24 protein-coding genes are annotated in these 22,940 nt (G+C 69.5%); 21 read left to right on the top strand and 3 right to left on the bottom strand.

Features of this window, described 5'->3' with window-relative positions:
• Positions 1-4: 4 nt before the first annotated feature.
• Positions 5-1,537, top strand: coding sequence for a PstS family phosphate ABC transporter substrate-binding protein (locus AB8M46_RS08695; RefSeq protein WP_394360017.1), 1,533 nt, complete (start codon positions 5-7; stop codon positions 1,535-1,537).
• 93 nt (positions 1,538-1,630) lie between these two features.
• Here AB8M46_RS08695 and AB8M46_RS08690 read toward each other — a convergent pair whose 3' ends face one another.
• On the bottom strand, positions 1,631-2,095 hold the full coding sequence (locus AB8M46_RS08690) for a GreA/GreB family elongation factor (protein ID WP_037336264.1): 465 nt from the start codon (positions 2,093-2,095) through the stop codon (positions 1,631-1,633).
• A gap of 123 nt (positions 2,096-2,218) precedes the next feature.
• Here AB8M46_RS08690 and AB8M46_RS08685 point away from each other — a divergent pair, with 123 nt between their 5' ends.
• The 6 genes from AB8M46_RS08685 (at position 2,219) to glyA (ending at position 7,011) form a co-directional block, all read left to right on the top strand.
• Complete coding sequence (locus AB8M46_RS08685; protein WP_037335180.1) at positions 2,219-2,806, top strand: TetR/AcrR family transcriptional regulator; 588 nt, start codon at positions 2,219-2,221, stop codon at positions 2,804-2,806.
• Between the two features lie 116 nt (positions 2,807-2,922).
• Complete coding sequence (locus AB8M46_RS08680; RefSeq protein WP_038520917.1) at positions 2,923-4,149, top strand: M14 family metallopeptidase; 1,227 nt, start codon at positions 2,923-2,925, stop codon at positions 4,147-4,149.
• A gap of 85 nt (positions 4,150-4,234) precedes the next feature.
• On the top strand, positions 4,235-4,756 hold the full coding sequence (locus AB8M46_RS08675) for a gamma carbonic anhydrase family protein (RefSeq protein WP_125733198.1): 522 nt from the start codon (positions 4,235-4,237) through the stop codon (positions 4,754-4,756).
• Positions 4,757-4,789: 33 nt separating this feature from the next.
• Positions 4,790-5,221 (top strand): 50S ribosomal protein L11, encoded by a 432-nt coding sequence (gene rplK / locus AB8M46_RS08670; RefSeq protein WP_037335188.1) that lies wholly within the window; start codon positions 4,790-4,792, stop codon positions 5,219-5,221.
• Positions 5,218-5,631 (top strand): hypothetical protein, encoded by a 414-nt coding sequence (locus AB8M46_RS08665; protein ID WP_052120324.1) that lies wholly within the window; start codon positions 5,218-5,220, stop codon positions 5,629-5,631. Before rplK ends, AB8M46_RS08665 begins: the two co-directional genes overlap by 4 nt.
• 111 nt (positions 5,632-5,742) lie before the next feature.
• On the top strand, positions 5,743-7,011 hold the full coding sequence (gene glyA, locus AB8M46_RS08660; protein ID WP_394360016.1) for a serine hydroxymethyltransferase: 1,269 nt from the start codon (positions 5,743-5,745) through the stop codon (positions 7,009-7,011).
• Positions 7,012-7,296: 285 nt separating this feature from the next.
• Here glyA and AB8M46_RS08655 read toward each other — a convergent pair whose 3' ends face one another.
• Positions 7,297-7,815 (bottom strand): inorganic diphosphatase, encoded by a 519-nt coding sequence (locus tag AB8M46_RS08655; RefSeq protein WP_016337787.1) that lies wholly within the window; start codon positions 7,813-7,815, stop codon positions 7,297-7,299.
• Between the two features lie 151 nt (positions 7,816-7,966).
• Between AB8M46_RS08655 and dacB the strand changes: the two genes are divergently transcribed.
• The 13 genes from dacB (at position 7,967) to folK (ending at position 21,327) form a co-directional block, all read left to right on the top strand.
• A complete protein-coding gene (gene dacB / locus AB8M46_RS08650; RefSeq protein WP_394360014.1) occupies positions 7,967-10,009 on the top strand; it encodes a D-alanyl-D-alanine carboxypeptidase/D-alanyl-D-alanine-endopeptidase in 2,043 nt (680 codons plus the stop codon).
• 100 nt (positions 10,010-10,109) lie between these two features.
• Positions 10,110-11,138: a zinc-dependent metalloprotease gene (locus AB8M46_RS08645; protein WP_037335198.1), complete on the top strand. Its 1,029-nt coding sequence runs from the start codon at positions 10,110-10,112 to the stop codon at positions 11,136-11,138.
• The gene (tilS, locus tag AB8M46_RS08640) at positions 11,135-12,109 is read left to right on the top strand and encodes a tRNA lysidine(34) synthetase TilS (RefSeq protein WP_037335201.1); all 975 of its coding nucleotides are present in this window, start codon (positions 11,135-11,137) and stop codon (positions 12,107-12,109) included. Before AB8M46_RS08645 ends, tilS begins: the two co-directional genes overlap by 4 nt.
• 13 nt (positions 12,110-12,122) lie before the next feature.
• Positions 12,123-12,686, top strand: coding sequence for a hypoxanthine phosphoribosyltransferase (gene hpt / locus AB8M46_RS08635; protein WP_016337783.1), 564 nt, complete (start codon positions 12,123-12,125; stop codon positions 12,684-12,686).
• Between the two features lie 144 nt (positions 12,687-12,830).
• Positions 12,831-13,196: a hypothetical protein gene (locus AB8M46_RS08630; RefSeq protein WP_037335204.1), complete on the top strand. Its 366-nt coding sequence runs from the start codon at positions 12,831-12,833 to the stop codon at positions 13,194-13,196.
• 17 nt (positions 13,197-13,213) lie between these two features.
• Positions 13,214-14,584, top strand: coding sequence for a WXG100 family type VII secretion target (locus AB8M46_RS08625; protein ID WP_125733202.1), 1,371 nt, complete (start codon positions 13,214-13,216; stop codon positions 14,582-14,584).
• A 64-nt stretch (positions 14,585-14,648) separates the two neighbouring features.
• Positions 14,649-15,443: an ESX secretion-associated protein EspG gene (locus tag AB8M46_RS08620; protein WP_037335209.1), complete on the top strand. Its 795-nt coding sequence runs from the start codon at positions 14,649-14,651 to the stop codon at positions 15,441-15,443.
• A 184-nt stretch (positions 15,444-15,627) separates the two neighbouring features.
• The gene (locus tag AB8M46_RS08615; RefSeq protein WP_037335212.1) at positions 15,628-16,461 is read left to right on the top strand and encodes an ESX secretion-associated protein EspG; all 834 of its coding nucleotides are present in this window, start codon (positions 15,628-15,630) and stop codon (positions 16,459-16,461) included.
• Between the two features lie 189 nt (positions 16,462-16,650).
• Positions 16,651-19,068 (top strand): ATP-dependent zinc metalloprotease FtsH, encoded by a 2,418-nt coding sequence (ftsH, locus tag AB8M46_RS08610; protein WP_378425045.1) that lies wholly within the window; start codon positions 16,651-16,653, stop codon positions 19,066-19,068.
• Complete coding sequence (folE, locus tag AB8M46_RS08605; RefSeq protein ID WP_360964106.1) at positions 19,037-19,651, top strand: GTP cyclohydrolase I FolE; 615 nt, start codon at positions 19,037-19,039, stop codon at positions 19,649-19,651. The genes ftsH and folE overlap by 32 nt, the downstream gene beginning before the upstream one ends.
• Positions 19,648-20,490 carry a dihydropteroate synthase gene (gene folP, locus AB8M46_RS08600; RefSeq protein ID WP_394360013.1) on the top strand — a complete coding sequence of 281 codons (843 nt, stop codon included), beginning with the start codon at positions 19,648-19,650 and terminating at the stop codon, positions 20,488-20,490. The genes folE and folP overlap by 4 nt, the downstream gene beginning before the upstream one ends.
• The gene (gene folB, locus AB8M46_RS08595) at positions 20,483-20,842 is read left to right on the top strand and encodes a dihydroneopterin aldolase (protein ID WP_020632060.1); all 360 of its coding nucleotides are present in this window, start codon (positions 20,483-20,485) and stop codon (positions 20,840-20,842) included. The genes folP and folB overlap by 8 nt, the downstream gene beginning before the upstream one ends.
• Entirely contained in the window at positions 20,839-21,327 is a 489-nt protein-coding gene (gene folK, locus AB8M46_RS08590) for a 2-amino-4-hydroxy-6-hydroxymethyldihydropteridine diphosphokinase (protein ID WP_394360012.1), read from the top strand. The genes folB and folK overlap by 4 nt, the downstream gene beginning before the upstream one ends.
• A gap of 82 nt (positions 21,328-21,409) precedes the next feature.
• Here the strand turns inward: folK and AB8M46_RS08585 are convergent, their stop codons facing one another.
• Positions 21,410-22,351 (bottom strand): MerR family transcriptional regulator, encoded by a 942-nt coding sequence (locus AB8M46_RS08585; RefSeq protein WP_394360011.1) that lies wholly within the window; start codon positions 22,349-22,351, stop codon positions 21,410-21,412.
• Positions 22,352-22,411: 60 nt separating this feature from the next.
• On the opposite strand from AB8M46_RS08585, the gene AB8M46_RS08580 reads away from it, so the two are divergent.
• A complete protein-coding gene (locus tag AB8M46_RS08580) occupies positions 22,412-22,873 on the top strand; it encodes a DUF3180 domain-containing protein (protein ID WP_037335223.1) in 462 nt (153 codons plus the stop codon).
• Positions 22,874-22,940 lie beyond the last annotated feature (67 nt).

Below are 22,940 nucleotides of genomic sequence, written 5' to 3'. Positions count from 1 at the left end.
GGTCTTGGAAGGCTTTCCCTGGGACGTCCTGCTCGCGGTGGCCGGGATCGCCGTCCCGGCCGTCGCTTTCCTGTGGGAGTTCGCGCTCGTCGGCCGCAAACGGCTCGGCTACCGCGTGCAGATGGACACCCCGACGGCGTCCGGGCGCGGGTTCGCGCCGACCGCCGACGCGCTGGCGCAACTGCAGCACGAGAACGGCGAGCGGCTCGTCGACCCGTCGTTCGTGCTGCTGCGTATCGAGAACAACGGCACCACCGACATCGACACCGACGACTACGCGGTCAACGAGAACGACCGCGTCGGCGTCCGCGTGAAGTTCCCCGGCCGCACCGTGGCGGGCATGGTGGTGACCGAACTCAGCTCGCCGCATCTGCACGAATGCTTCGGCGACGACTCCGGTTTCGGCGCGCGCGACGAGAATCCCGAGCGGCCGGCGGGTGTGATCGACCTGCCGAGGGTGCCGTTGAACCGCGGCGCGCATTACAAGATCCTCGCCGTGCTCGACCGGATCCCCAACGGCTCGCCCGACGATTTCGACGATCCCCAGGTCGTCGGCGAGATCAAGGGCGGCAGCCTCCGCGAGACCAAAAGCCGCACCGGGCCGACGACTTCGGTGATCGCGCTCATCCTGTTCCTCGTGGTGATCAGCATCTTCCAGCTGACCCGCTCCCTGTTCTTCGACGAGAAGCCGCCGCCGCTGGACTGCGCGTCCGGGAAGCTCACGATCACCGGATCGACGGCGTTCGCGCCGGTGCTGAAGGAAGCGACGGCTTCGTACGCGAAGACGTGCCCGGGTGCGTCGTTCGTCTTCGACACCCGGGGGAGCGCGGAAGGGCTCGGCAGCCTGAACCAGGCCGGGAACGAAGGCGTGCTGGCGTTCTCCGACGGCGCGAAGGGCGAGGGCTTCCCGCAGCTGCTGCCGCGTCCGGTCGCGTTCTCGCTGTTCACGCTCGTGATCAACAAAGAAGCCGGGGTCCAGGACCTCACGCTCACGCAGATCCGCGACATCTACGACGGCAAGATCGCGAACTGGCGGGAGATCGGCGGCAAGGACCGGCCGGTCCGGCTCGTCGACCGGCATTCGGACTCCGGCACGCGGCGGACGTTCGAGGGGCGGATCCTGGCGGGCAAGCGGGAGCCCGGCGACAACTCCGACGACTGCCTCAAACCGGCGCCGGGTGCCCAGCCGGGAGTGGTGCGATGCGCGAAGCCGTCCACGAACGACGTCCTCGACGCGGTGGCGCGCGTTCCGGGCGCGCTCGGCTACAGCGAACTGGGCGCCGCCACGAAACGCGAGGACGTGCTGCCGGTGCGGATCGGCGGTCACCAGGCGACGCTGGAGGGCGCGATCCACTCGGCGTACCCGTTCTGGGAGACCGAGTACGCGTACACGTTCGGCGAGCCGAAGGCCGACTCGCTCGTCGCGAGCTTCCTGCGGTACCTGACCAACCAGGTCGGCAAGGACATCGTGCGGTCGCACGGGCACCGGCCGTGCGCCGAGCTGGCGAATCCGGTGCTGTGCCGTCCGGGCGCGTGAAGGCCTGACCGGCGTTCAAGTGTCATGAAAGGGTCGTTCAGGACGAAAAGTGTCCTGAACGACCCTTTCATGACATCCGGGGCGGTACGAGGGTCAGGCAGGCGGCTTCAGCGTGACGACGGTGGCGCTGGTCTCGCCACGCGGCGTCCGGTACGTGATCTCGTCGCCCTCCTTCGCGCCGACCAGCGCGAGGCCGAGCGGGCTGTCCGAGGTGACCGTGGAGGCGTCCGCGTCCTCGCCGGGGATCGTGACGATGTGGAGCTCGTCCTCGTCGCCGTCGGCGAACCTGAGGGTGACGGTGGTGCCATCGGGGAGCAGGCCCTTGCTGTCACGGCCGCCGTGCTCCAGTTTCGCCGCGACGTCGGCGATGCGCCGGTCGAGGTAGGCGGCGGCCTCCGCGCGGTCCAGCACCTCCGCCTGGTCGGCGGCGTCGCCGGTTCGTTCCTGCTCGCCGACGAGCGGCGCCATCGCGTCGCGCTGCGCACGCAGATCGGCGAGTTCCTTCTCCAGCTGCCGTCGTGCGGCCGGGCTGAACCCGTTGTCCCCTGAGGTCACCATGCCGGGCATTGTCCGCTACGGATCGACGGCTAGCCACCTAGATTTTTCACCCGCTGTGATCGGACAGGACGCTTGCCCTAAGCTTCAGGGCTCGTGTCCTGACTACTTGGTGTAAGGAACTTCGTGACCGCCGTTCCCGGCCGCAGCGCGCGGCTCTCCCCCAATCAGCTGCAGAAACAGGAACAGATCGTCGAAGCGGCGCGTGTCGTGCTCGCCAGGGACGGGCTCGCGGGCTGCACCGTGCGGGCGATCGCGGACGCCGGGCCGCTCACGAAGAGTGCGATTCATTACTACTTCGCGGACATCGACGTCTTGATCGACCGCGCGATGGCGGCGCACATCACAACGTTCACCGCCGATTTGCGCAAAATATCGGCGAAACACGATCACCCGGATGAGCGGCTCTTCGCCGCGCTGGAAGCCTTCCTCGCCGAGTTCTCCGGCCGTCCGAACGCGGCCTTCCTCTGGTTCGAGTACTGGATCGCCGCCGGCCGCGCGCAGCACCCTCAGGCCATCGACGTCATGCTGACCTCGATCACCGAACTGCTCGCGGAACTGCTCGCGCCGCTCGACGTCGAAGACCCGCGGGCGCGAGCGCGGGCCCTACTGTCCTATCTGCTCGGTGCGATCGTCCAGCAGCGCGTCCGGCGGCGGCCGTTCGCCGCACTGCGTGGTGACATCGAAGCGCTCTGTTTCGCGAACTACGGCTAGAAATACGCATTAGATCCGTACCGTTACGGATTGTTCGCCCTTCCGGCTCCGGTCATGGTGAGGTTCCCCTTCCCCTGCCTCAGAGCTAGGAGACGACGATGCGCATAAGACGGTGCATGGCCGTGGCGATCGCGGCCGTCGCGGCGTTCACCATCCCGGTCGCCGCGAGCCCGGCGACCGCGGACCAGCAGGCCGAGGACGCGCAGGTCCAGATCTACGAGGTCTTCGGCACCGGGACCTCCCAGCAGCGCACCCAGATCTCCCGGCTGGGCGTCGACGTCCTCGGCTCCGCGGGCGGCACGACCACGTTCATCGGCGAGGCGCGCGACGCGGCGAAGATCCGCTCGCTCGGCTACCGCGTCGAGCAGCGCGGCGTGGTCGACCGGTCGGAGAAGGTCGGCACCAACGCGATCAACGACTTCCCGCCGTCGGACTCCGGCTTCCACAACTACGCCGAAGTGACGACGGAACTGCGCAACGCCCAGTCGAACTACGGGTCGATCGCGCGGCTGAGCAGCGTCGGCAACTCGTACCAGGGCCGGGCGCTGAACATGCTGAAGATCAGCGACAACGTCGGCACGGACGAGAACGAGCCGGAGGTCCTGTTCACCTGCAACCAGCACGCGCGTGAACACCTGACCACCGAGATGTGCCTGCGGATCGTGAACCGGTTCACCCAGGGCTACGCCTCGGACCCGGCGATCAAACGCTTCGTCGACAGCACCGAGATCTACGTGATCCCGAACGTCAACCCCGACGGCTCGGAGTACGACATCTCCGGCGGCAGCTACAAGTACTGGCGCAAGAACCGCCAGGGCAACGGCACCGACCCCAACCGCAACTGGGGCTACAACTGGGGCTGCTGCGGCGGTTCGTCGGGCTCGACCACCAGCGAGACCTACCGCGGCCCGTCGGCGTTCTCCGCGCCGGAGACCCGCGCGGTGTCCAACTTCGTCAACTCGCGCAAGATCGGCGGCGTCCAGCAGATCAAGGCGAGCATCGACTTCCACACCTACTCGGAGCTCGTGCTGTGGCCGTTCGGCTTCACCTACAACGACACCGCACCCGGGATGACCGCGGCCGAGGCGCAGCGGTTCCAGACGCTGGGACGGCAGCTGGCGGCGACCAACGGCTACACGCCGCAGCAGTCGAGCGACCTGTACATCACCGACGGGACGATCGACGATTGGATGTGGGGCACCCACAAGATCCTGAGCTTCACCTTCGAGATGTACCCGCGGGGTTCGAACCCCGGTTTCTACCCTCCCGACGAGGTGATCGTCCGGGAGACCACCCGTAACGACAAGGCCGTGGACCTCCTGCTGAACACCGCCATCGGCTGACCCCTTTAGCGCGTGAAGGCCCCCTTCCCTCGGCTCAGCCGCGTGAAGGGGGCCTTCACGCGCTCGGGCGCATAGGGTGCGGGGCATGCCGATGTTCGAATTCGAGGGGCTGCGTCCCCAGGTGGATCCCGAAGCGTGGATCGCCCCCACCGCCACCCTGATCGGCGACGTCGTCGTCGAGAAGGGCGCCTCCGTCTGGTACGGCGCCGTGCTGCGTGCTGACTTCGGGAAGATCATCGTCCGCGAGGGCGCCAACATCCAGGACAACTCGGTCATCCACGTCAACGGCGGCGTGACCGAGGTCGGCAAGAACGCCACCGTCGGGCACCAGTGCCTCGTGCACGACTGCACGGTCGGCGAGCAGGCGCTGATCGGGAACGGCTCGACCGTGCTCGACAAGGCGCAGATCGGCGCAAAGGCACTCGTCGCCGCCGGTGCCACGGTGACGCCCGGCATGGTCATCCCGCCGGAGACGGTCGCCATGGGCAGCCCGGCGAAGAAGCACGTCCCGCTCGACGGCACCGCCCGCGGCTGGGTCGAGCACAACGCGGTGATCTACCAGGAGCTGGCGCGCCGTCACGCGGAGACCGTCAAACCGATCGATTGACTCTCCAGTAACTGGAGACCATAGCTTCGGCGCATGGCACCGAAGTCGAAGAAGAAAACACATCAGGCGACCCTCGAGCTGACCGCCGGCAACGCGCCGGTGGTCGACCTCGGGAAGACGCTCGGGCAGACCGGCGTGAACCTCGTCGAGGTCAAGAAGGCCTACGACGCGGCGACGGCGGCGCAGCGGGGCGACATCGTCCCGGTGGTCGTGTCGGTGTTCGAAGACCGTTCCTTCGAACTTCGGCTGAAGACCCCGCCGGCGTCGTTCCTCATCAAGAAGGCCTTGGGCGGCAAGGGATCCGGCCGCCCGGGGCATGAGGTCGCCGGGAAGCTGACCCGGGAACAGCTGCGCGAGATCGCCGAGCGGAAACTGCCGGACCTCAACACCGGCGACGTCGAAGCGGCCATGCGCACGATCGCGGGCACCGCTCGCTCGATGGGCGTCGCGATCGAAGAACCGTGACGCGCAAGCACGTGATCGTCCCGCCTTTCCGCGACCTCGACCCGGCTCTCGAGATCGCGGAAAGGCTGCTGGCCCAAGGGAATCCGTGGCTCGCCGGGGTCGTATCGGCGCTGCCGGACGAACCCGCCGCCGCCGACCGGCTCAACCGGATCCTCGCCGGGAACGGTGCCGCGCCGCGGCTGGTCGAGTCCGGGAAGGGCTGGCGATTGGTGCACGTGACGGCGTGGCCCGGCTGCGGTGACCTGGTCGCGGGAGCGTCCGGGCTGGCGGAACTCGTCGTGTTCGGTGGCTGGCGGCGGATCAAACGCTGTGCCGTCTGCGCACAGGCGTTCTGCGACCGCACGGCCGGATGCAGCCGCCGATGGTGCGCCGGGCATCGTCCGCACGCCGGGCCTCGCGCCGTGCTCTAGGCTGGTCCGCACCAGCGACTGGCGCCATTTGAGGTGGAGCACCACCGGGAAGCGACGACAAGGCCGGTACCGCGCGCCTGGGTCCGGCCGTCTCCGGCAGGAGTACGTCCGATGACACACCAGCCCGAACTTTCCGCGCTCGCCGCCGCCGACCCGCAGATCGCGGGGCTCGTGGAGGACGAGGCGAAACGCCAGCACGACAAGATCCGCCTGATCGCGTCCGAGAACTACGTTTCCCAGGCCGTCCTCGAAGCGACGGGCACCGTCCTCACCAACAAGTACTCCGAGGGCTACGCGGGCAAGCGGTACTACGAGGGCCAGCAGCTCATCGACCAGGTCGAGACCCTCGCCATCGAACGCGCGAAGGCCGTCTTCGGCGTCGACCACGCGAACGTCCAGCCGTACTCCGGTTCCCCGGCGAACCTCGCGGTGTACCTCGCTTTCGCGCAGCCGGGCGACACCGTGCTCGGGATGGCGCTGCCGGACGGCGGCCACCTCACGCACGGCTGGAGCGTGTCCGCGACCGGCAAGTGGTTCACCCCGGTCCGCTACGGCGTCCGCAAGGAGACCGGCCGTGTCGACCTCGACCAGGTCCGCGAACTCGCGCTGAAGCACCGGCCGAAGCTGATCTTCGCGGGCGGCACCGCGATCCCGCGCACCATCGACTTCCCAGCGTTCGCGGAGATCGCCCGCGAGGTCGACGCCGTGCTGGTCGCCGACATCGCGCATATCGCCGGGCTGGTCGCCGGTGGTGCGCACCCGTCGCCGGTCGGGCACGCGCAGGTCATCACCACCACCACGCACAAGACGCTGCGCGGCCCGCGCGGCGCGATGATCCTCTCCGACGCCGACCACGCGAAGGCCGTCGACAAGGCGGTGTTCCCCGGCCTGCAGGGCGGCCCGCACAACCACACGACCGCCGCGATCGCCGTCGCGCTCGGCGAGGCGCAGAAGCCGGAGTTCTCCGCGTACGCGCACCGCATCGTCGCCAACGCGCGGGCGCTGGCGGAAGCGCTGGTGGAGCGGGGCTACGACCTCGTGTCCGGCGGCACCGACAACCACCTGCTGCTGATCGACCTGACGAACAAGAACGTGCCGGGCAAGCCGGCCGCGCAGGCGCTGGACCGCGCCGGGATCGAACTGAACTACAACACCGTGCCGTTCGACCCGCGCAAGCCGTTCGACCCGTCCGGCATCCGGCTCGGCACCTCCGCGATCACCACCCGCGGGCTCGAGCCGGAGCACCAGGTCAAGGTGGCGGAGTGGATCGACCGCACGATCACCGCGGCGGCGGGCGGGGAACAGTCCGCTTTGGACACCATCGCCGCCGAGATCCGCGAGTTCCTGGCGCCGTTCCCGATCCCGGGCTACTCGGCGTAGTTCAAAGTCCGGTTTCGCGGGTGGTCGTGAGTGGAAAAGAGGGTTAGAACGACCATTGCCACTCACGACCCCCGGGCAACACTGTGCAAAGTGCCTAAATCGGACGCTTCGATCTCGAAGAGTAACCGCCCTTACCGCTCACGAGGCGCAGCACCGGCGATGTCACGTGATCCGGCGGACGACACGCGTGATCCGGCGGACGACACGCGTGACTGGACGGACGAGACCCGAAGGGGCCCTTCACCGCATGCGATGCGGTGAAGGGCCCCTTCGGTGCTTAAGCGACTAGTGAGCCGCCGGACCGTCGATGGCCTCCTTGGCCAGCCGGTCGGTCTCACGGTCGAGCGAACGCTTGATCTCGGCCTCGGCCTCGGAGCGCCCGACCCAGGTCGAACCCTCGACGCTCTTGCCCGGCTCCAGGTCCTTGTACACCTCGAAGAAGTGCTGGATCTCGAGCTTGTGGAACTCGTTCAGGTGGTGGATGTCGCGCAGGTGCTCGAGCCGCGGGTCGTTCGTCGGGACCGCGAGGACCTTGTCGTCCGGGCCCTTCTCGTCGGTCATCCGGAACATGCCGATCGCGCGGCAGCGGATCAGGCAGCCCGGGAAGGTCGGCTCCTGGACGAGCACCAGCACGTCGAGCGGGTCGCCGTCCTGGCCCAGGGTGTCGTCGATGAACCCGTAGTCGGCGGGGTACTGGGTGGCGGTGAACAGCGTCCGGTCGAGTTTGATCCGACCGGTCTTGTGGTCCACCTCGTACTTGTTGCGCTCCCCCTTGGGGATTTCGATAGTGACGTCGAATTCCACGCCGGCCTCGCTGCTCTCGTCTTTGGTACGCCCCGCCTCGCGGACGGCTCACCGAAATCATCGTCTTGTCTTCACTAGTGTGGACCACGGGGGCCCGGGCGGTCGCATCGATGTGGTCGTATGTGAGCTTGGCCCCTTCCCCGGACGGTGGATGAAGGAGTGTTGCGTGCCGGAAAACGATGTCCCGATGTGGCCGTCGGACGACAAGGACACCTCATCCGCCGAGCCCAAGGGCGCCAAGGGGGAGGGTGAGGCCACCGTCTGGCTGCCGATGACGGGGCTGGCGAACGGCAAGACCGAAGAGCTGGCAGTGCCGAACGTCACACCCGAAAGTGGCTCGTGGTTCCAGCCCGTCGTCGAGGTCGAGGAGGAGCCGGACGTCCCGGAGACCCCGACGCCGCAGTGGTCCGCCTTCGAGCCCGCGACGCCGGTCGAGCCGAAGGAGCCAGAGGCGCCGAAGACGGTCTTCGTCCAGCCCGTCCAGCCGCGGCAAACGGACAAACCCGACTGGGAGCAGTTCGACCGGGGCGCCCCGACGCCGACGCGGGATCACGAGCTCGCGAGACCCGAGCGGCGGCAGGAACCCCCGCAGCAGCAGCGCCGTCCCGAGCCGAGCCGGGTCGAGCCGCCGGCGCCCGCGCCCGTTCCGTCCGCGACGATGCACGCGCGTCCGGTCCGCATCGAGCCCGCCGAAGAGCGCTTCGACGCCGAAGCGACCGTCGGGATCCAGCAGTCCGAGCCGCCTTCCAAGGAGCCCCCGGCCGCCGAGGCCGAATCCGCACCCGCGCCGAAGCCGAAGCGCAAACGCAAGGCCCTGCTGATCACGACGCTGGTCGTCGTCCTGCTGCTCGCCGGGATGGGCGGCGCCGCCGCGATGCCGAAGGTGTCGAACCGGCTCGGCCTGCCCTGGGCGCCGAACGCGCCGAAGGGCGAGATCCCCAAGCCCGCCGGTGTCACCCGCGTCCTGCACGGGCCGGACATCAACGGCGCCGGGCCGACGAAGGACGGTCTCGCGGCCGCGCTGGCCGGCCCCGCCGGTGCGCCGGACCTGGGCACGCTCACCGGCACCGTCGTGGACGCGGCGACCGGTGAGGTCCTGTGGGACAAGAACTCCGGCACCCCGCTGACCCCGGCGTCGACCACGAAGATCCTCGTCGTCGCGGCCGCGCTGCTGTCGATGGAGCACGGGACGCAGTTCTCGACGAAGGTCGTCCAGGGCGCCGAGCCGGGCACGGTCGTCCTCGTCGCGGGCGGCGACCCGTCGCTGACCGCGTTGCCGCTGGGCACCGATTCGCCGCTGTACCCGGGCGCGGCGCATGTCGACGACCTCGTCGCCCAGGTCAAGAAGGCCGTGGGCGGCAAGATCTCCAAGGTCCAGCTGGACGTCAGCCTGTTCAAAGGGCCGACGGCCGCGAAGGGCTGGGACCCGGAGGACACCGCCGCCGGGAACACCTACATGGCGCCGGTCCTCCCCGTGATGGCCGACGGCGGCCGCACCGACCCGAAGAACGACCACTCGCCCCGCGTCGCGAATCCGGCGGCCGCGCTGACCCAGAAGATCGCGGGGAAGCTCGAAGCCCAAGCCGGCGGTACGACGACGGCGCCGAAGGACGCGAAGGTGCTCGGCGAGGTCAAGTCGCAGCCACTGACCGAGTTCGCCAACTCGCTGCTGCAGCTCTCGGACAACCTGATGGCCGACGTCCTCGCCCGCCAGCTCGCGCTCGCGAAGGGCGTCGAGCCGTCGTTCACCGGCGGCGCGGTCGCGACGATGGACGTGCTCAAGCAGGCCGGATTCGACCTCACCGGGGTCCAGATCAACGACGGCAGCGGACTGTCCGACCAGAACAAGATCCCGGCCAAGGTGCTCAGCGAGATCCTCGCGGTCGCGGCGGCGCCGGACGGCAAGGATCCGAGGACGCCCAAACTGCGGCCGCTGCTGGCTGGCCTCCCCGTCGCGGGCGGCAGCGGGACGCTGGAGAAGCGCTACGGCGATCCGGCGTCGTCGGCGGGCCGGGGCTGGGTGCGCGGCAAGACCGGGACGCTGTCCGGGGTGAACACCCTGGCGGGCGTGGTGCTGGACACCGACGGCCGGATGCTGGTGTTCGCGCTGATGTCGTCCGGTTCGGACCAGAACAAGGGCAGGGCCGCGCTCGACGTCGTCGCGGCGACCCTGCACAAATGCGGCTGCAGGTGAGCGACCGGAATCGGAGCGTGAGGAACTCGGGACGGAAACCGGTCTTCCAGCGGGTAGCGTCATAAGAGTGACTGAGGAAACGCCGACCAAGACACGTTCGATGGTCGACTGGTCCCTGGCCGCCTCGACGGGCGCCCTCCTGGTGCGTGGCGGTCCGGTGGTCGACCGCGAAGAGGCCGAAGAAGCCGTCGCCGAGCTACGTGACCTGACGAGCGAGGCCGAGGGGCACGTCCGCGAGCTGACTGGGCTCGGCCTCGACCTGCCGCTTTTGCCCGCCGAAGTCGTCGACCGGCCCGGTTGGGTCCGTTCGGCCGCCGCCGGGCTCGACGCGCTCACCGGTCGCGCGCTGCCGGAAGCGCAGGGCGGCCCGCTGGCGCCCGTGCTGGCCGGTGGCGCCGGTGTCCAGACCGGTCTGGTGCTCGCCTTCCTGGCGTCCCGCGTGCTCGGGCAGTACGACCCGTTCGGCGGACCGGACCGCGCCGGGCAGCTGGTGCTCGTCGCGCCGAACGTCGTCGCCGCCCAGCGCGCGATGGACGTGCCGGGGCACGACTTCCGGCTGTGGGTCTGCCTGCACGAATGCACCCACCGGCTGCAGTTCACCGCGGTCACCTGGCTGCGCGACTACTTCGCCGACGAGGTTGAGCGCCTGATCGGCGGGCTCGCCGGCCGGGACGCGGACGGGCTGAGCGATCTGGTCGGCCGTCTGCCGGACACCATCAAGCAGATCGGCAAGGGCAAGACGGGCGGCGCCGGTCTCGCCGAACTCCTGCAGTCGCCGGGCGAACGCGCGGTGTTCGACCGGCTGCTGGCCCTTTCCACCCTGCTGGAGGGGCACGCCGACTTCGTGATGGACGCCGTGGGGCCGCAGGTGGTGCCGAGCGTCGAGCTGATCCGTTCGCGGTTCACCGCCCGCCGCAAGGGCGGCGGCCTGATCGACCGAGTGCTGCGCAGCCTGCTCGGCGTGGACGCGAAGCTGCGCCAGTACGAGCAGGGCGCGAAGTTCACCAAGCACGTCGTCGACGCTGTCGGCATGGACGGCTTCAACGCCGTGTGGACGTCGCCGAACACGCTGCCGACCAGGGCCGAGATCGGTGATCCGGCGGCCTGGGTGCGGCGCCTGCACGGGTGAGCGGACCCGATCCCGCGGTCGCGGCCGTGCGGACGGCCGTGCGGGAGTTCCTCGCGTCGGCGAGCCCGCGCGACGAGGTGTACGTCGCGGTCTCCGGCGGCGCGGACTCCCTGGCGCTGACCGAAGCCGCCGCGTTCACCGGCGGCCGCGCGGGGCTGAAGGTGCGCGCGCTCGTCGTCGACCACGGCCTCCAGGACGGTTCCGCCGAAACCGCCGCCCGCGCCGCGGACACGGCACGAGAACTGGGCGCCGACACCGCCGAAGTCCTGAAGGTGCGCGTCGAGGGTGCGGGCGGACCGGAAGCCGCCGCCCGCCGGGCCCGCTACGGCGCCTTGCGTTCGGCGCTGCCGGACGGACACGGCCTCGTCCTGCTCGGCCACACCCTCGACGACCAGGCCGAAACCGTCCTGCTCGGCCTCGGCCGGGGTTCCGGTCCGCGTTCGCTGGCCGGGATGCGGCCGCTCGACCCACCGTGGGGACGGCCGCTGCTCGGCGTCACCCGCGCCACCACGCGCCGGGCTTGCGCGGCGCTCGGCGTCGACCCGTGGCAGGACCCGCACAACGCGGACCCGCGGTTCACCCGTGTCCGGTTGCGGACGGAAGTACTGCCCCTTCTGGAGGAGGTGCTGTCCGGCGGGGTCGCGGCCTCGCTCGCCCGCACGGCGGCGCAACTGCGCGAGGACACCGAGGCGTTGGACACACTCGCCGGCGAGGTCCACCTGCGGGCTTTCACCGGCGAAGGGCTCGACGTCGCCGTGCTCGCCACCGAACCGCCCGCGCTGCGGCGACGCGTCCTCCGCAGGTGGCTGCTGGACTCCGGGGTCCGCGAGCTCACCGACGCCCATCTGCGTTCGGTCGACGCGCTGGTGGGGAACTGGCGGGGTCAGGGCGGGGTCTGGCTACCCGGCGACTTGGTGGCGAAGCGGGCGCATGGCAGGCTCTTGCTCGAAACACCCCAGTCCACCACCTAGAGGGGAACGTCCTGTGTACGAAGGCGAGATCGCCTCCGTGCTCGTCACCGAGCAGCAGATCAACGACAAGATCGCCGAGCTGGCCGCACAGGTCGCCGCGGACTACCCGGCCGACGGCCCCGGCTCCGGGCAGGGAGACCTCCTGCTCGTCGGCGTGCTCAAGGGCGCGGTGATGTTCATGACCGACTTCGCCAGGGCTCTCCCTCTTCCCTCCCAGCTCGAGTTCATGGCGGTCTCCTCCTACGGCTCGGCGACTTCGTCGTCCGGCGTGGTGCGGATCCTCAAGGACCTCGACCGCGACATCGCCGGCCGCGACGTGCTCATCGTCGAGGACATCGTCGACTCCGGGCTGACCCTGTCCTGGCTCCTGAAGAACCTCGCGAGCCGGAACCCGGCGTCGCTGGAGGTCGTCTCGCTCCTGCGCAAGCCGGAGGCGGTCAAGGTCGACGTACCGGTCAAGTACATCGGGTTCGACATCCCCAACGAATTCGTAGTCGGATACGGCCTGGACTACGCGGAGCGTTACCGGGACCTGCCCTACATCGGCACCCTGGATCCGCACGTTTACACGTCCTGAGAACCGCTTGCCCGTTCGCGGGGAAATGCGGAACCCTGAGCGCGGAGAACGCGTCATAGGCTGCGATCAAGTGCGTTAACCTATGCGAAGACCTTTGCCACGAAGCCGTCGTGGCCTGGCCCGGGGGAAACGGAGAGAGCTCAGATGGGGAACAGCAGCCTGGCGGACGCGAACGCGTTCAAGAACGCCGCGGCTCAGGGGCAGGTCGGGATCGACCCGGACGCGGCCCAGACCGCACTGAACAAGATCCGCACCGGCAAGGACGCCGTCGAAGCGCTGCTCCACAGCGCCGGCGACCTCGGGCAGGCGCCGAAGCTGGGCAACAACCCGGTCGGCAACGCGATCGCGGCGAAGGTCGCGAACCGGGCCGACGGCGGCGGGGACTCCTACACCGCCGCCCTCCAGAACCTTTACCAGCAGTACGAGGCGGCCGAGGCCGGCATCGTCACCGCGATGGCCCGTTACCACGAGATCGACCAGGCCGCGGCCGAGCCGTTCCGGAACGTCTGAGGGGGAGTCAGAAAGCCATGCCACCGAAGCACAGCGCCGACTCTTACGGCGAGAGCAACACCAGCGGCGCGCCGGTCCAGCTCGGCGACAACACCGAAGCCGCGAACATCGTGTCGTCCGCGCGCGGCCGTTCCGACGGGTTCGACATCGGCGCGGACCGCGCCATCACCAACCCGCCGAACTGGGAAAGCGCCCCGAGCAGCCAGGACCTGTGGAACCAGGCCAACCTCGGCAACGACCCCAGCACCGCGACCGCGATCAGCCAGTCCTGGAGCTCGCACGGCAGCAAGCTGAGCCAGGCGTCGAACGACCTCTACAACGCGATCTCCGAACTGGGCTCCGCCTGGATCGGGCAGGGCGCGGCGGCCGCGCAGGGTTCGCTCGTCGCCATCGCGAACTCGGGCTCGCAGGCCTCCGAGGCCGCGCACACGATGTCGGACCGGCTGCAGAAGCAGGCCGACGCCGCCACCAAGGTCAAGCTCATGCCGAAGCCGACCGACTACAGCCCCGAGAAGGCCATGGGCCAGGCGCTGGCGGCGGGCCCGGTCGGCATGATCACCGACCAGAAGCCCCTCGCCGACCAGGACAAGGAAGTGCGGGCGGAGCAGGCCAGGTTCCTCGAGGCCTACACCAAGGAGATGAGCGAGGTCGACAGCTCGACCCCGAGCTTCGGCCCCGAATCCCTCGGCATGAAGCCGACCGCCACGCACAACAGCGCTTCGTTCAGCGGGGTCGGCAACATCGGCGGCGGTGGCCTCAACTCCGGCGCCGTCTCCGGCACCCCCGTCTTCGCCGGTACGCACGGCTACGGCGGCGCGCACGGCAGCGGCGCGGCTCCGATCCACGCCGGTCCGGACTCGGGTGTGTTCTCGCAGGCCGGCTACAACCCCGCCGCGAACGTCCCGGCCTCCGGTGTCGCGCCGGGCGCCGGCGTCGCCTCCGGCGCGGGTGCCCCGATGACCCCGCACGCCCCGGCGAGCGGCGGCAACGGACTCGGCCAGGCCCTCACCGCGGCCGGGCTCGGCGGCGCTCTCGGCTACGCCGGTGCCAAGGCGCTCGGACAGGGCAACAAGTCCGGCGCCAAGGACACCGACAGCACCGACGCCGCGGCCACCGAGAAGGGCGGGCCCGCGCAGAGCGCGGCGTCCCAGGCCGTGCCGCAGCAGGGCATCGTGTCCTCCAGCGGCACCATCGGTGGCGGCGCCACCCCGCCGATGCAGGGCATGGGCGGCATGGGCATGGGCGCCCACGGCGCGCAGGCCGAGCAGGAGGAGGAGCACACGCACGCGTCGTTCCTCATCGAGCCGGACCCGGACGACGCCTTCGGCGCCAACGAGGCGACCCCGCCGCCGGTCATCGGCGCCTGGACCGAAGACGACGAACGCTAGAACGGTTTTCACCGGGCGCGCGGCCGATCGGCCGCGCGCCCGCTGACTTGTTTGGGGGCCGAAGATGGCGAACGGTGAACTGCTCACCCCGGTCGAGCTGGACTTCCTCTGGGAGGGCGCGAACGCCGGAGAGCTGCCGTACCCGCTACGGCTCCGCTCGCACGGGGCGACCATGGACGAGCGCGGCGCCCTGCGCACGCAGACGCTCCAGTCGCTGAACCAGCGCCGCCTCGCCGACGAGCGCGGACGCCCCGAGCCGCATATCGAGGACTACTTCGGTGTCCTCGCGAGGCCGGACCTGAGCCTGGACTGCGTCCAGCTCAACAATCCCAACACCGAACCGCTGCTCGCGGTCGCGTCCCTGCTCGGCGGCCAAGGCCTGCTGACGGTGCAGGACCCGCGCGGTTTCCACTTCCACCCCATCGCCCCGGACGGCCTCGCGAGCGCGATCGTCTCCCTCCTGCCGCCGGGGACCCGCGGCACGGAGAAGTCGATCACCCTCCCGCTGGACGGGCTCGTCGGCGCTTCGGGGGCGGACTTCCTCCAGCGTCGCCAGCCGCAGATCGACGGCACGGCGACGTCCGACGAGGACCGCAAGGCCCTGTCGAGGCTCCAGGCCCAGCCGCGGCTACGCGGTGGCCAGTTCGGCGCGAACGCGCGCAGCAAACACGGCACGCGGAGCCGGTCTTCGGTGCTGAGCTGGTTCGACACGCAGTCCGGCCGGTACTTCACCCAGGCCACCCGCGGTGCCGACGGCCGGGACTGGATCACCATCGCGCCCGCGGATCCGGCGACGTTGCGGCACCGGCTCACGGAGATGCTGGGGAAGATCGCTTCCGACGCTTCTCTCGCGCGCTGACCCCTCTTCGAAATGTCATGAAAGGGTCGTTCCTGACATTTTTCGTCCTGAACGACCCTTTCATGACATTTGGCAACCCGGGCACTTAGCGCATCCGGACGACGACTGTCGTACCCCTTCGCTATCGTGAACCCGCTGGGCGTCCCGAGGCCCAGAAGCCGAGGTGCCGGGAGGGCACGGAGCAATGCACCAGGAACATTTCACGCCGATGGCGTTCGACTTCCTCTGGGAGTCCGCCGAGCTCGGCGACCTGCCGTACCCGCTGCGCGTCCGGTCGCACGGCGCGACCGAGCTCGAACGGCGGGCGCTGCGCCAGCGCGTCGACAACGAACTCCAGGCCCGCGGCATCCGCGACGGCCGGGGCAGGCTGGACCGGAAGATCGAGGACTGGCTGTACCTCCTCGCCCGCGGTTCGCTGACCATCGACGCGCTGCACATCCCCGATTTCCAGGCCCCGACGATCGCCGTGCTCGGCGCCACCGACGGCCGCGACGCGGTGATCGCGATCCAGGACCAGTCCGGGATCTGGCTGCGTGAGGCACCCGCCGACGGGCTCCCGACCGCGGTCGTCGACCTGCTGCCCCCGGGGCAGCGCGGTTCGGAGGCGTCCATCACGCTGCCGATCGACGACGCCCGCCGCACCGAGCCGATCCGCGCCGCCATCAACGCGACGAAGCAGTCCGAAGAGCCCGAAGCGGCGAAGTCCCGCCGCAAGGACAAGCCGCGCGTCTCGCTCAGCGAACGCATCACCGCGGACCCGCGCGAGGCGTTCGGCAAGCTCACCGGCCAGCCGAGGCTCCGCGGCGGTCAGCTCGCAGCGAACAGCCGGTCCCACGTCGGCGCCAAGCAGCGGTCCCGCGTCCTCGGCTGGTTCGACACCGCCAGCGGCCGCTATCTCAGCACGTCACAGGCCGGTCCGGACGGCCGCGAATGGGTCACCGTCTCACCCGCGGACGTCAAGACACTCCGCATGCGGCTGGGTGAAATGGCCGCCGGTGTGGCGGTCGACACACGGTGAGAGCCCGCTCCGGGAACCCTCGCGAGGCGTCCGCCGTTTACGTCCGAGAGGCTCACCACCCTCATCCGTCCAGGCGGGCGGTATCCTGAGGGGCGGGTGTCGGAGCACCATGGGTCGTCAAGATCGTGATGGCGGGTATCACAGGAGCCGCCCAACCAGGAAGGGTCGAGGCCACCAGGGCCGAGTCGTATGAACCGGAAGAGCGTGCTCAGGAACCCAGTGCTCTGGATTCTCGCGGCGGTACTGGCGTTTCTCGCATACAACACGATCTTCGACAGTGATCGTGGCTACACCCAGGTGCCGATCTCGATCGCGAACCAGCAGATCACCGCGAACAACGTCAAGGAAGCCTCGCAAGAGGACAAGGAGCAGCAGATCAAGCTGCTGCTGAACAAGAAGATCGAGGTCGACGGCCAGCAGGTCGACCAGATCATCGCGCAGTACCCGGCGAACGTCGCGGGCACCATCTACGGCCAGCTCATCGGCCTCAAGAGCGGTGACAACCCGGTCAAGTTCACCACCAAGGTCACCCAGCAGAACGTCCTCACCCAGATCCTGATCTTCGCCATCCCGCTGGCGCTGGTGCTGGGCCTGCTGATGTGGATGATGAACAACGCCCAGGGCGGCGGGAACCGCGTCCTCAACTTCGGCAAGTCGAAGGCCAAACAGCTCAACAAGGACATGCCCAAGACGACCTTCGGGGACGTCGCGGGCGCCGACGAGGCCGTCGAAGAGCTGTACGAGATCAAGGACTTCCTGCAGAACCCGGCGCGCTACCAGGCGCTCGGCGCGAAGATCCCCAAGGGCGTGCTGCTCTACGGGCCGCCCGGTACCGGTAAGACGCTGCTCGCGCGCGCCGTCGCCGGCGAGGCGGGCGTGCCGTTCTACACGATCTCCGGTTCCGACTTCGTCGAGATGTTCGTCGGTGTCGGCGCCTCGCGGGTCCGCGACCTGTTCGAGCAGGCCAAGCAGAACGCGCCCTGCATCATCTTCGTCGACGAGATCGACGCGGTCGGCCGCCAGCGCGGCGCCGGCCTCGGCGGCGGCCACGACGAACGTGAGCAGACGCTCAACCAGCTCCTCGTCGAGATGGACGGCTTCGACGCGCGCGGCGGCATCATCCTGATCGCCGCGACCAACCGTCCCGACATCCTCGACCCGGCGCTCCTGCGCCCCGGTCGCTTCGACCGCCAGATCCCGGTGTCCGCGCCGGACATGCGCGGCCGCAAGGCGATCCTCGAGGTGCACGCCAAGGGCAAGCCGATCGCGCAGGGCACCGACCTGAGCAGCCTCGCCAAGCGGACCGTCGGCATGTCCGGCGCCGACCTGGCGAACGTGCTCAACGAGGCCGCCCTGCTCACCGCCCGCCAGAACGGGCACGTGATCACCGACGCCGCGCTGGAGGAGTCCGTCGACCGCGTCGTCGGCGGGCCCGCCCGCAAGAGCCGGATCATCTCCGAGAAGGAGAAGAAGATCACGGCCTACCACGAGGGCGGGCACGCGCTCGCCGCGTGGGCGATGCCGGACATCGAACCGGTCTACAAGCTGACGATCCTGCCGCGTGGGCGCACCGGCGGGCACGCCCTGCTCGTCCCGGAGGACGACAAGGAGTTGATGACCCGTTCGGAGATGATCGGGCGCCTGGTCTTCGCGATGGGCGGCCGGACGGCGGAGGAGCTCGTCTTCCACGAGCCCACCACCGGTGCCTCCTCCGACATCGAGCAGGCGACGAAGATCGCCCGCGCGATGGTCACCGAATACGGCATGAGCGCCCGGCTCGGCGCCGTCAAGTACGGCCAGGAACAGGGCGACCCGTTCCTCGGCCGCTCGGCGGGCCGCCAGGCGGACTACTCGCTGGAGGTCGCGCACGAGATCGACGAGGAGGTGCGCAAGCTCATCGAGACCGCGCACACCGAGGCGTGGCACGTGCTGAGCACCTACCGCGACGTGCTGGACGAGCTGGTCATCGAGCTCCTCGAGAAGGAGACGCTGACCCGCAAGGACCTCGAGCGGATCTTCGCGACCGTCGAGAAGCGCCCGCACATCACCATCTTCAACGAGTTCGGCGACCGCAAGCCGTCCGACAAGCCGCCGATCAAGACCCCCGGCGAGCTGGCCATGGAGCGCGGCGAGCCGTGGCCCCCGCCGGAGGAGAAGAAGGAGCAGCCCGTGCTGCAGCCGGCGCCGACCCCGGTCGGCACCGCGCAGGGTGGCGGCGACCTTCCCGGCGGCCCGCCGTACCCGCAGCCGGCCCCGCCGCCGGACCCGAACGCCAACCCGTACGCCCCTCCGCCGCCGGGCGCCTACCCCAACGGCGGTCGCCCCAACGGCGGGCCGAACGGCACCGGTCACTGGCCCCAGGCATATGGTGGGCAGCAGCCGGGCGGACCGGCAGGCGGTTACCAGGGTGGGCCCGTAGGCGGCCCGCCGAACTATGGGGCTCCTCCCGGATGGACCCCGGCCACGCAGCCGGGCGGCCAGCCGAACCAGCCCTGGCGTCCCGCCGAAGACCGCCCGCGCGACGGCTGGTTCGCTGACCAGCCCGGCGGTCAGCAGGACGAAGGACAGCAACGGCGTGACGACGGACAGGACGACACCAAGCGGTAACGGCGCAAGCCCGGTCTTCGACCAGGACCGGGCCGAGAAAGCCGTACGCGAACTCCTGCTCGCCTGTGGTGAGGACCCGGACCGGGACGGTCTCTTGGAGACCCCGGCCCGGGTCGCTCGCGCTTACCGGGAAATGTTCGCCGGTCTCTACACCGAACCGGACCACGTCCTGGACCGCACGTTCGACGAGGCCCACGAAGAACTCGTGCTCGTGACGGACATCCCGATGTTCAGCACCTGTGAACATCATTTGCTCTCATTCCACGGCGTCGCTCATATCGGGTACATCCCCAACGAGCACGGCAAGGTCACCGGCCTGTCCAAACTGGCCCGCCTCGTCGACCTCTACGCCAAGCGCCCGCAGGTCCAGGAGCGGCTCACCTCCCAGGTCGCCGACGCGCTCATGCGCAAACTCGAACCCCGCGGCGCGATCGTCGTGGTCGAGGCCGAGCATCTCTGCATGGCTATGCGCGGGATCCGTAAACCCGGCGCCAGGACGACGACGTCCGCCGTGCGCGGGCTGCTGCAGTCTTCGGCGTCCTCGCGGGCGGAGGCGCTGGACCTGATCAAGGGCCGTCGATGACCGCCCTGCCCCGGCCCGGCCGGTGTGCGGTGATGGGCATCCTGAACGTCACCCCGGATTCCTTTTCGGACGGTGGCCGCTACCTCGGCGTCGATCAGGCACTGGAGCACGCGCACGAGATGTGGGCGCGCGGCGCGGATCTGATCGACGTCGGCGGGGAGTCGACGCGGCCGGGAGCGTCCCGGGTGGACGCCGGGACCGAGATTTCCCGGATCATGCCGGTGATCCGCACGCTCGCCGCCGACGGTGTCGCGATGTCCGTGGACACCACCCGCGCCGAGGTCGCCCTCGCCGCGGTCGAGGCGGGCGCTTCCGTGATCAACGACGTCTCCGGTGGGCTGGCCGATCCGAACATGGCGAAGGTCGCCGCCGAGACCGGTGTCCCGTATGTGCTGATGCATTGGCGCGGGCACAGCAAGGACATGAACGCGCTGGCGTCCTATGAGGACGTCGTCGCGGACGTGCGTGTCGAGTTGCTGTCCCGAGTGGACGAAGCACTCGCCGCGGGTGTCGACCACGGCGCGATCGTGCTCGACCCCGGGCTGGGTTTCGCGAAGAACGCCGAGCACGACTGGGCGTTGTTGAACGGTCTGGATTCCTTCCTGTCACTGGGTTTCCCGGTCCTCGTCGGCGCGTCGCGCAAACGGTTCCTCGGGCGCTTGTTGTCCGGAAAGGACGGAAAGCCCGCCCCGCCGGACGGTCGCGAGAACGCGACCGCGGCCGTGTCCGCGCTCGCCGCGGCGGCCGGAGCCTGGGGTGTGCGGGTGCACGAGGTCGGCGCGAGTATCGACGCCGTGACCGTCGCGGCGGCTTGGCGGAAGGGGAGTCCTGTTGTCTGACCGGATCACGTTGACCGGATTGAGGGTCTTCGGCAGGCACGGGGTCTTCGACCACGAGAAGCGGGACGGGCAGGAGTTCGTCGTCGACATCGTGGTGTGGCTGGACCTCGGCCCGGCCGCCGCGTCCGACGACCTGACCAAGACGCTGCACTACGGCGAACTCGCGGAGCTCGCCGCCGGGATCGTGGCGGGCGAGCCGTACGACCTCATCGAGAGTGTCGCCGGGAAGATCGCCGACGAGGTATTGCGCGACGAGCGGCTGACCGCCGTCGAGGTGACGGTGCACAAGCCGTCCGCGCCGATCCCGCTGAACTTCGACGACGTCGCCGTCACGGTGCGACGCGAACGATGAGCCGCGCGCTGCTTTCGCTCGGCTCCAACCTGGGTGACCGGCTCGCGTACCTCCGGTCCGCCGTCGACGCGGTCCGGCCCGCGGTCGTCGCGGTGTCGTCGGTGTACGAGACCAAGGCTTGGGGCGTCGAGGACCAGCCGGACTTCCTCAACGCCGTCGTCCTGGTCGACGACCCGGCGCGCGATCACTGGGACTGGCTGCGCACCGGGCAGGCCGCCGAGCAGGCGGCGGAGCGCGTGCGCGAACTCCGGTGGGGTCCGCGCACGCTGGATGTCGACATAGTGACCGTGGACGGGGTGCGCTCCGACGACCCCCAGTTGGTGTTGCCGCATCCCGGCACGCCGGAGCGCGCGAGCGTGCTGATCCCCTGGCTGGAGATCGAGCCCGACGCGGTGCTCCCCGGCCACGGTCCCGTCGCCGACCTCCTCGCCGCCCGCCCCGCCTCGGACCGCGACTCCGTCAGCCTCACGCATTTCGTCCTCTGAATGCGGTAGTTCGCGATACCAACCACCGCATCCAGAGGACTAAACGCGGGTGGTAGCCAGCGCATTCAGAGGACTAAATGCGTTAGCCCAGCGCGGAGCGCAGGGCGGCGACGATCCACTCGGCCTGCCGCATCTGTGACGGGAACGACGGCCAGCCGTTCATCTTCCCCAGCAGGAGCCAGTACCGCTCGGCCCGCGGATCCATGCTGATCGCCATCCCGTCGGTCAGCCGCTTCCGCCAGGCCGGGTCGCGCGGGTCGCGGCCGTTGCGCGAAGACTGCGTGAAGATCGTCTCCGCCAGTTCCCGGCCTTCGGGCGAGTCCGGCGCGAGGCCGGCTTCGAGCGCTTCGGTCGCCTTCGCGCTCCACGCCGTCCACAGCTCCTGCTGCTTCGCGCCGAAGTCCGCGCCGTCCTCCTTCCGGAGCTGCGAGTGCCACTCGCTCATCCGGCGGATGGACGCGCGAAACTCCTCGTCCTGCACGAGTTCGGCGAACTCGATCCACGCCTCCAGCTGCTCGGGCGTCGGGTCGTCGGGCAGTTCCGGTTTCGCCGAGCGCATCCGCTCGTAGAACTCCGGATCCAGCTCGAGCCCTTCGACCATGTCCGCCCAGAACTCGTCGAGCAAACGTTTGCGGTCTTCGTCCGACATCGACGCGAGTTTGTTCATCAGTTCGACCTCCTCCAGTGGTGAGTCCCGTTTGGCCACCGCTCGCAGGACCGCGCGGCGCAGTTCCAGCCGCCGGATCTGCTCGTCCAGGGCGGCGACGTGCTGGACCGCGAGGTCCCCGATGGTCGCTTCCCTGGTCAGCGCCCGCTCCACGTCCGCGAGGCCCAGCCCGAGTTCCCGCAGCGTCCGGACCAGCTCCAGCCGCGCCATCGCGGTGGCGTCGTAGAGGCGGTAGCCCGAATCGGTGCGGTCGGTCGGGGGCAGGAGCCCTTCGTCGGAGTAGAAGCGGATGGTCTTCACCGGCAGGCCGGTCCGTTTGGCCAGCTCCCCGATGGTGAAAACCGCTGCGGTGCCCATATGCCTCATCGTCGACTCTCCAGTTGGTGGAGAGTCAAGCCTGCCAGGTAGCGTTGGACCATGCACTTCACCCGGCCACGCGAGCTGGCGGTGGCCGGCCTCCTGGGAGTGGTCCTGGCCTATCTGCTCTTCCAGGTCGCCTACGGATCCATCCCCGCGCTTCCGCTCTTCGCCGGAATCACGCTGCTCGTCCTCGCGCTCTGCGAGGTCGTGCTCGCCTTCATCATCCGTGCGCGGATCAAGAGCAACCGCGTGCTCTCCGCGATCTCCGTCGCCCGATCGGTGGCGCTCGCGAAGGCCTCGTCGCTCGCCGGATCCGCCATGACGGGGGTGTGGCTGGCGGCTTTCGCGTATCTTTTTCCGCGACGTGACGAACTCCTCGCGGCGAGCGGTGATCTCCGCTCGGCGACGGTCGGGATCGTCAGCTCGGCGGCGCTGGTAGCTGCGGCTTTGTGGCTCGAACACTGCTGCCGGACCCCCGAGGGCGGCGATCGGGAGCGCGATCCCGAGCCGACCGGTTAACGCTCGAGAGCCACCGCTCGAAGTACCGACTAGGTCTCGTTCGGATTACTAGAAGGTACGGTGTTGG

This window comes from Amycolatopsis sp. SB7-3 (assembly GCF_041021335.1).
GTDB classification, from domain to species: domain Bacteria; phylum Actinomycetota; class Actinomycetes; order Mycobacteriales; family Pseudonocardiaceae; genus Amycolatopsis; species Amycolatopsis japonica.
This window is presented reverse-complemented; position numbering and strand designations above follow the sequence as displayed.

Excerpts from the sequence above, each read along its gene's own strand:
- AB8M46_RS08690 (WP_037336264.1), bottom strand. The coding sequence starts at position 2,095 with ATGGTGACCTCAGGGGACAACGGGTTCAGCCCGGCCGCACGACGGCAG.
- AB8M46_RS08680 (WP_038520917.1), top strand. The coding sequence starts at position 2,923 with ATGGCCGTGGCGATCGCGGCCGTCGCGGCGTTCACCATCCCGGTCGCC.
- AB8M46_RS08675 (WP_125733198.1), top strand. The coding sequence starts at position 4,235 with ATGCCGATGTTCGAATTCGAGGGGCTGCGTCCCCAGGTGGATCCCGAA.
- rplK (WP_037335188.1), top strand. The coding sequence starts at position 4,790 with ATGGCACCGAAGTCGAAGAAGAAAACACATCAGGCGACCCTCGAGCTG.
- glyA (WP_394360016.1), top strand. The coding sequence starts at position 5,743 with ATGACACACCAGCCCGAACTTTCCGCGCTCGCCGCCGCCGACCCGCAG.
- dacB (WP_394360014.1), top strand. The coding sequence starts at position 7,967 with ATGAAGGAGTGTTGCGTGCCGGAAAACGATGTCCCGATGTGGCCGTCG.
- AB8M46_RS08645 (WP_037335198.1), top strand. The coding sequence starts at position 10,110 with ATGGTCGACTGGTCCCTGGCCGCCTCGACGGGCGCCCTCCTGGTGCGT.
- AB8M46_RS08630 (WP_037335204.1), top strand. The coding sequence starts at position 12,831 with ATGGGGAACAGCAGCCTGGCGGACGCGAACGCGTTCAAGAACGCCGCG.
- AB8M46_RS08625 (WP_125733202.1), top strand. The coding sequence starts at position 13,214 with ATGCCACCGAAGCACAGCGCCGACTCTTACGGCGAGAGCAACACCAGC.
- AB8M46_RS08620 (WP_037335209.1), top strand. The coding sequence starts at position 14,649 with ATGGCGAACGGTGAACTGCTCACCCCGGTCGAGCTGGACTTCCTCTGG.
- AB8M46_RS08615 (WP_037335212.1), top strand. The coding sequence starts at position 15,628 with ATGCACCAGGAACATTTCACGCCGATGGCGTTCGACTTCCTCTGGGAG.
- ftsH (WP_378425045.1), top strand. The coding sequence starts at position 16,651 with ATGAACCGGAAGAGCGTGCTCAGGAACCCAGTGCTCTGGATTCTCGCG.
- folP (WP_394360013.1), top strand. The coding sequence starts at position 19,648 with ATGACCGCCCTGCCCCGGCCCGGCCGGTGTGCGGTGATGGGCATCCTG.
- folK (WP_394360012.1), top strand. The coding sequence starts at position 20,839 with ATGAGCCGCGCGCTGCTTTCGCTCGGCTCCAACCTGGGTGACCGGCTC.
- AB8M46_RS08585 (WP_394360011.1), bottom strand. The coding sequence starts at position 22,351 with ATGGGCACCGCAGCGGTTTTCACCATCGGGGAGCTGGCCAAACGGACC.
- AB8M46_RS08580 (WP_037335223.1), top strand. The coding sequence starts at position 22,412 with ATGCACTTCACCCGGCCACGCGAGCTGGCGGTGGCCGGCCTCCTGGGA.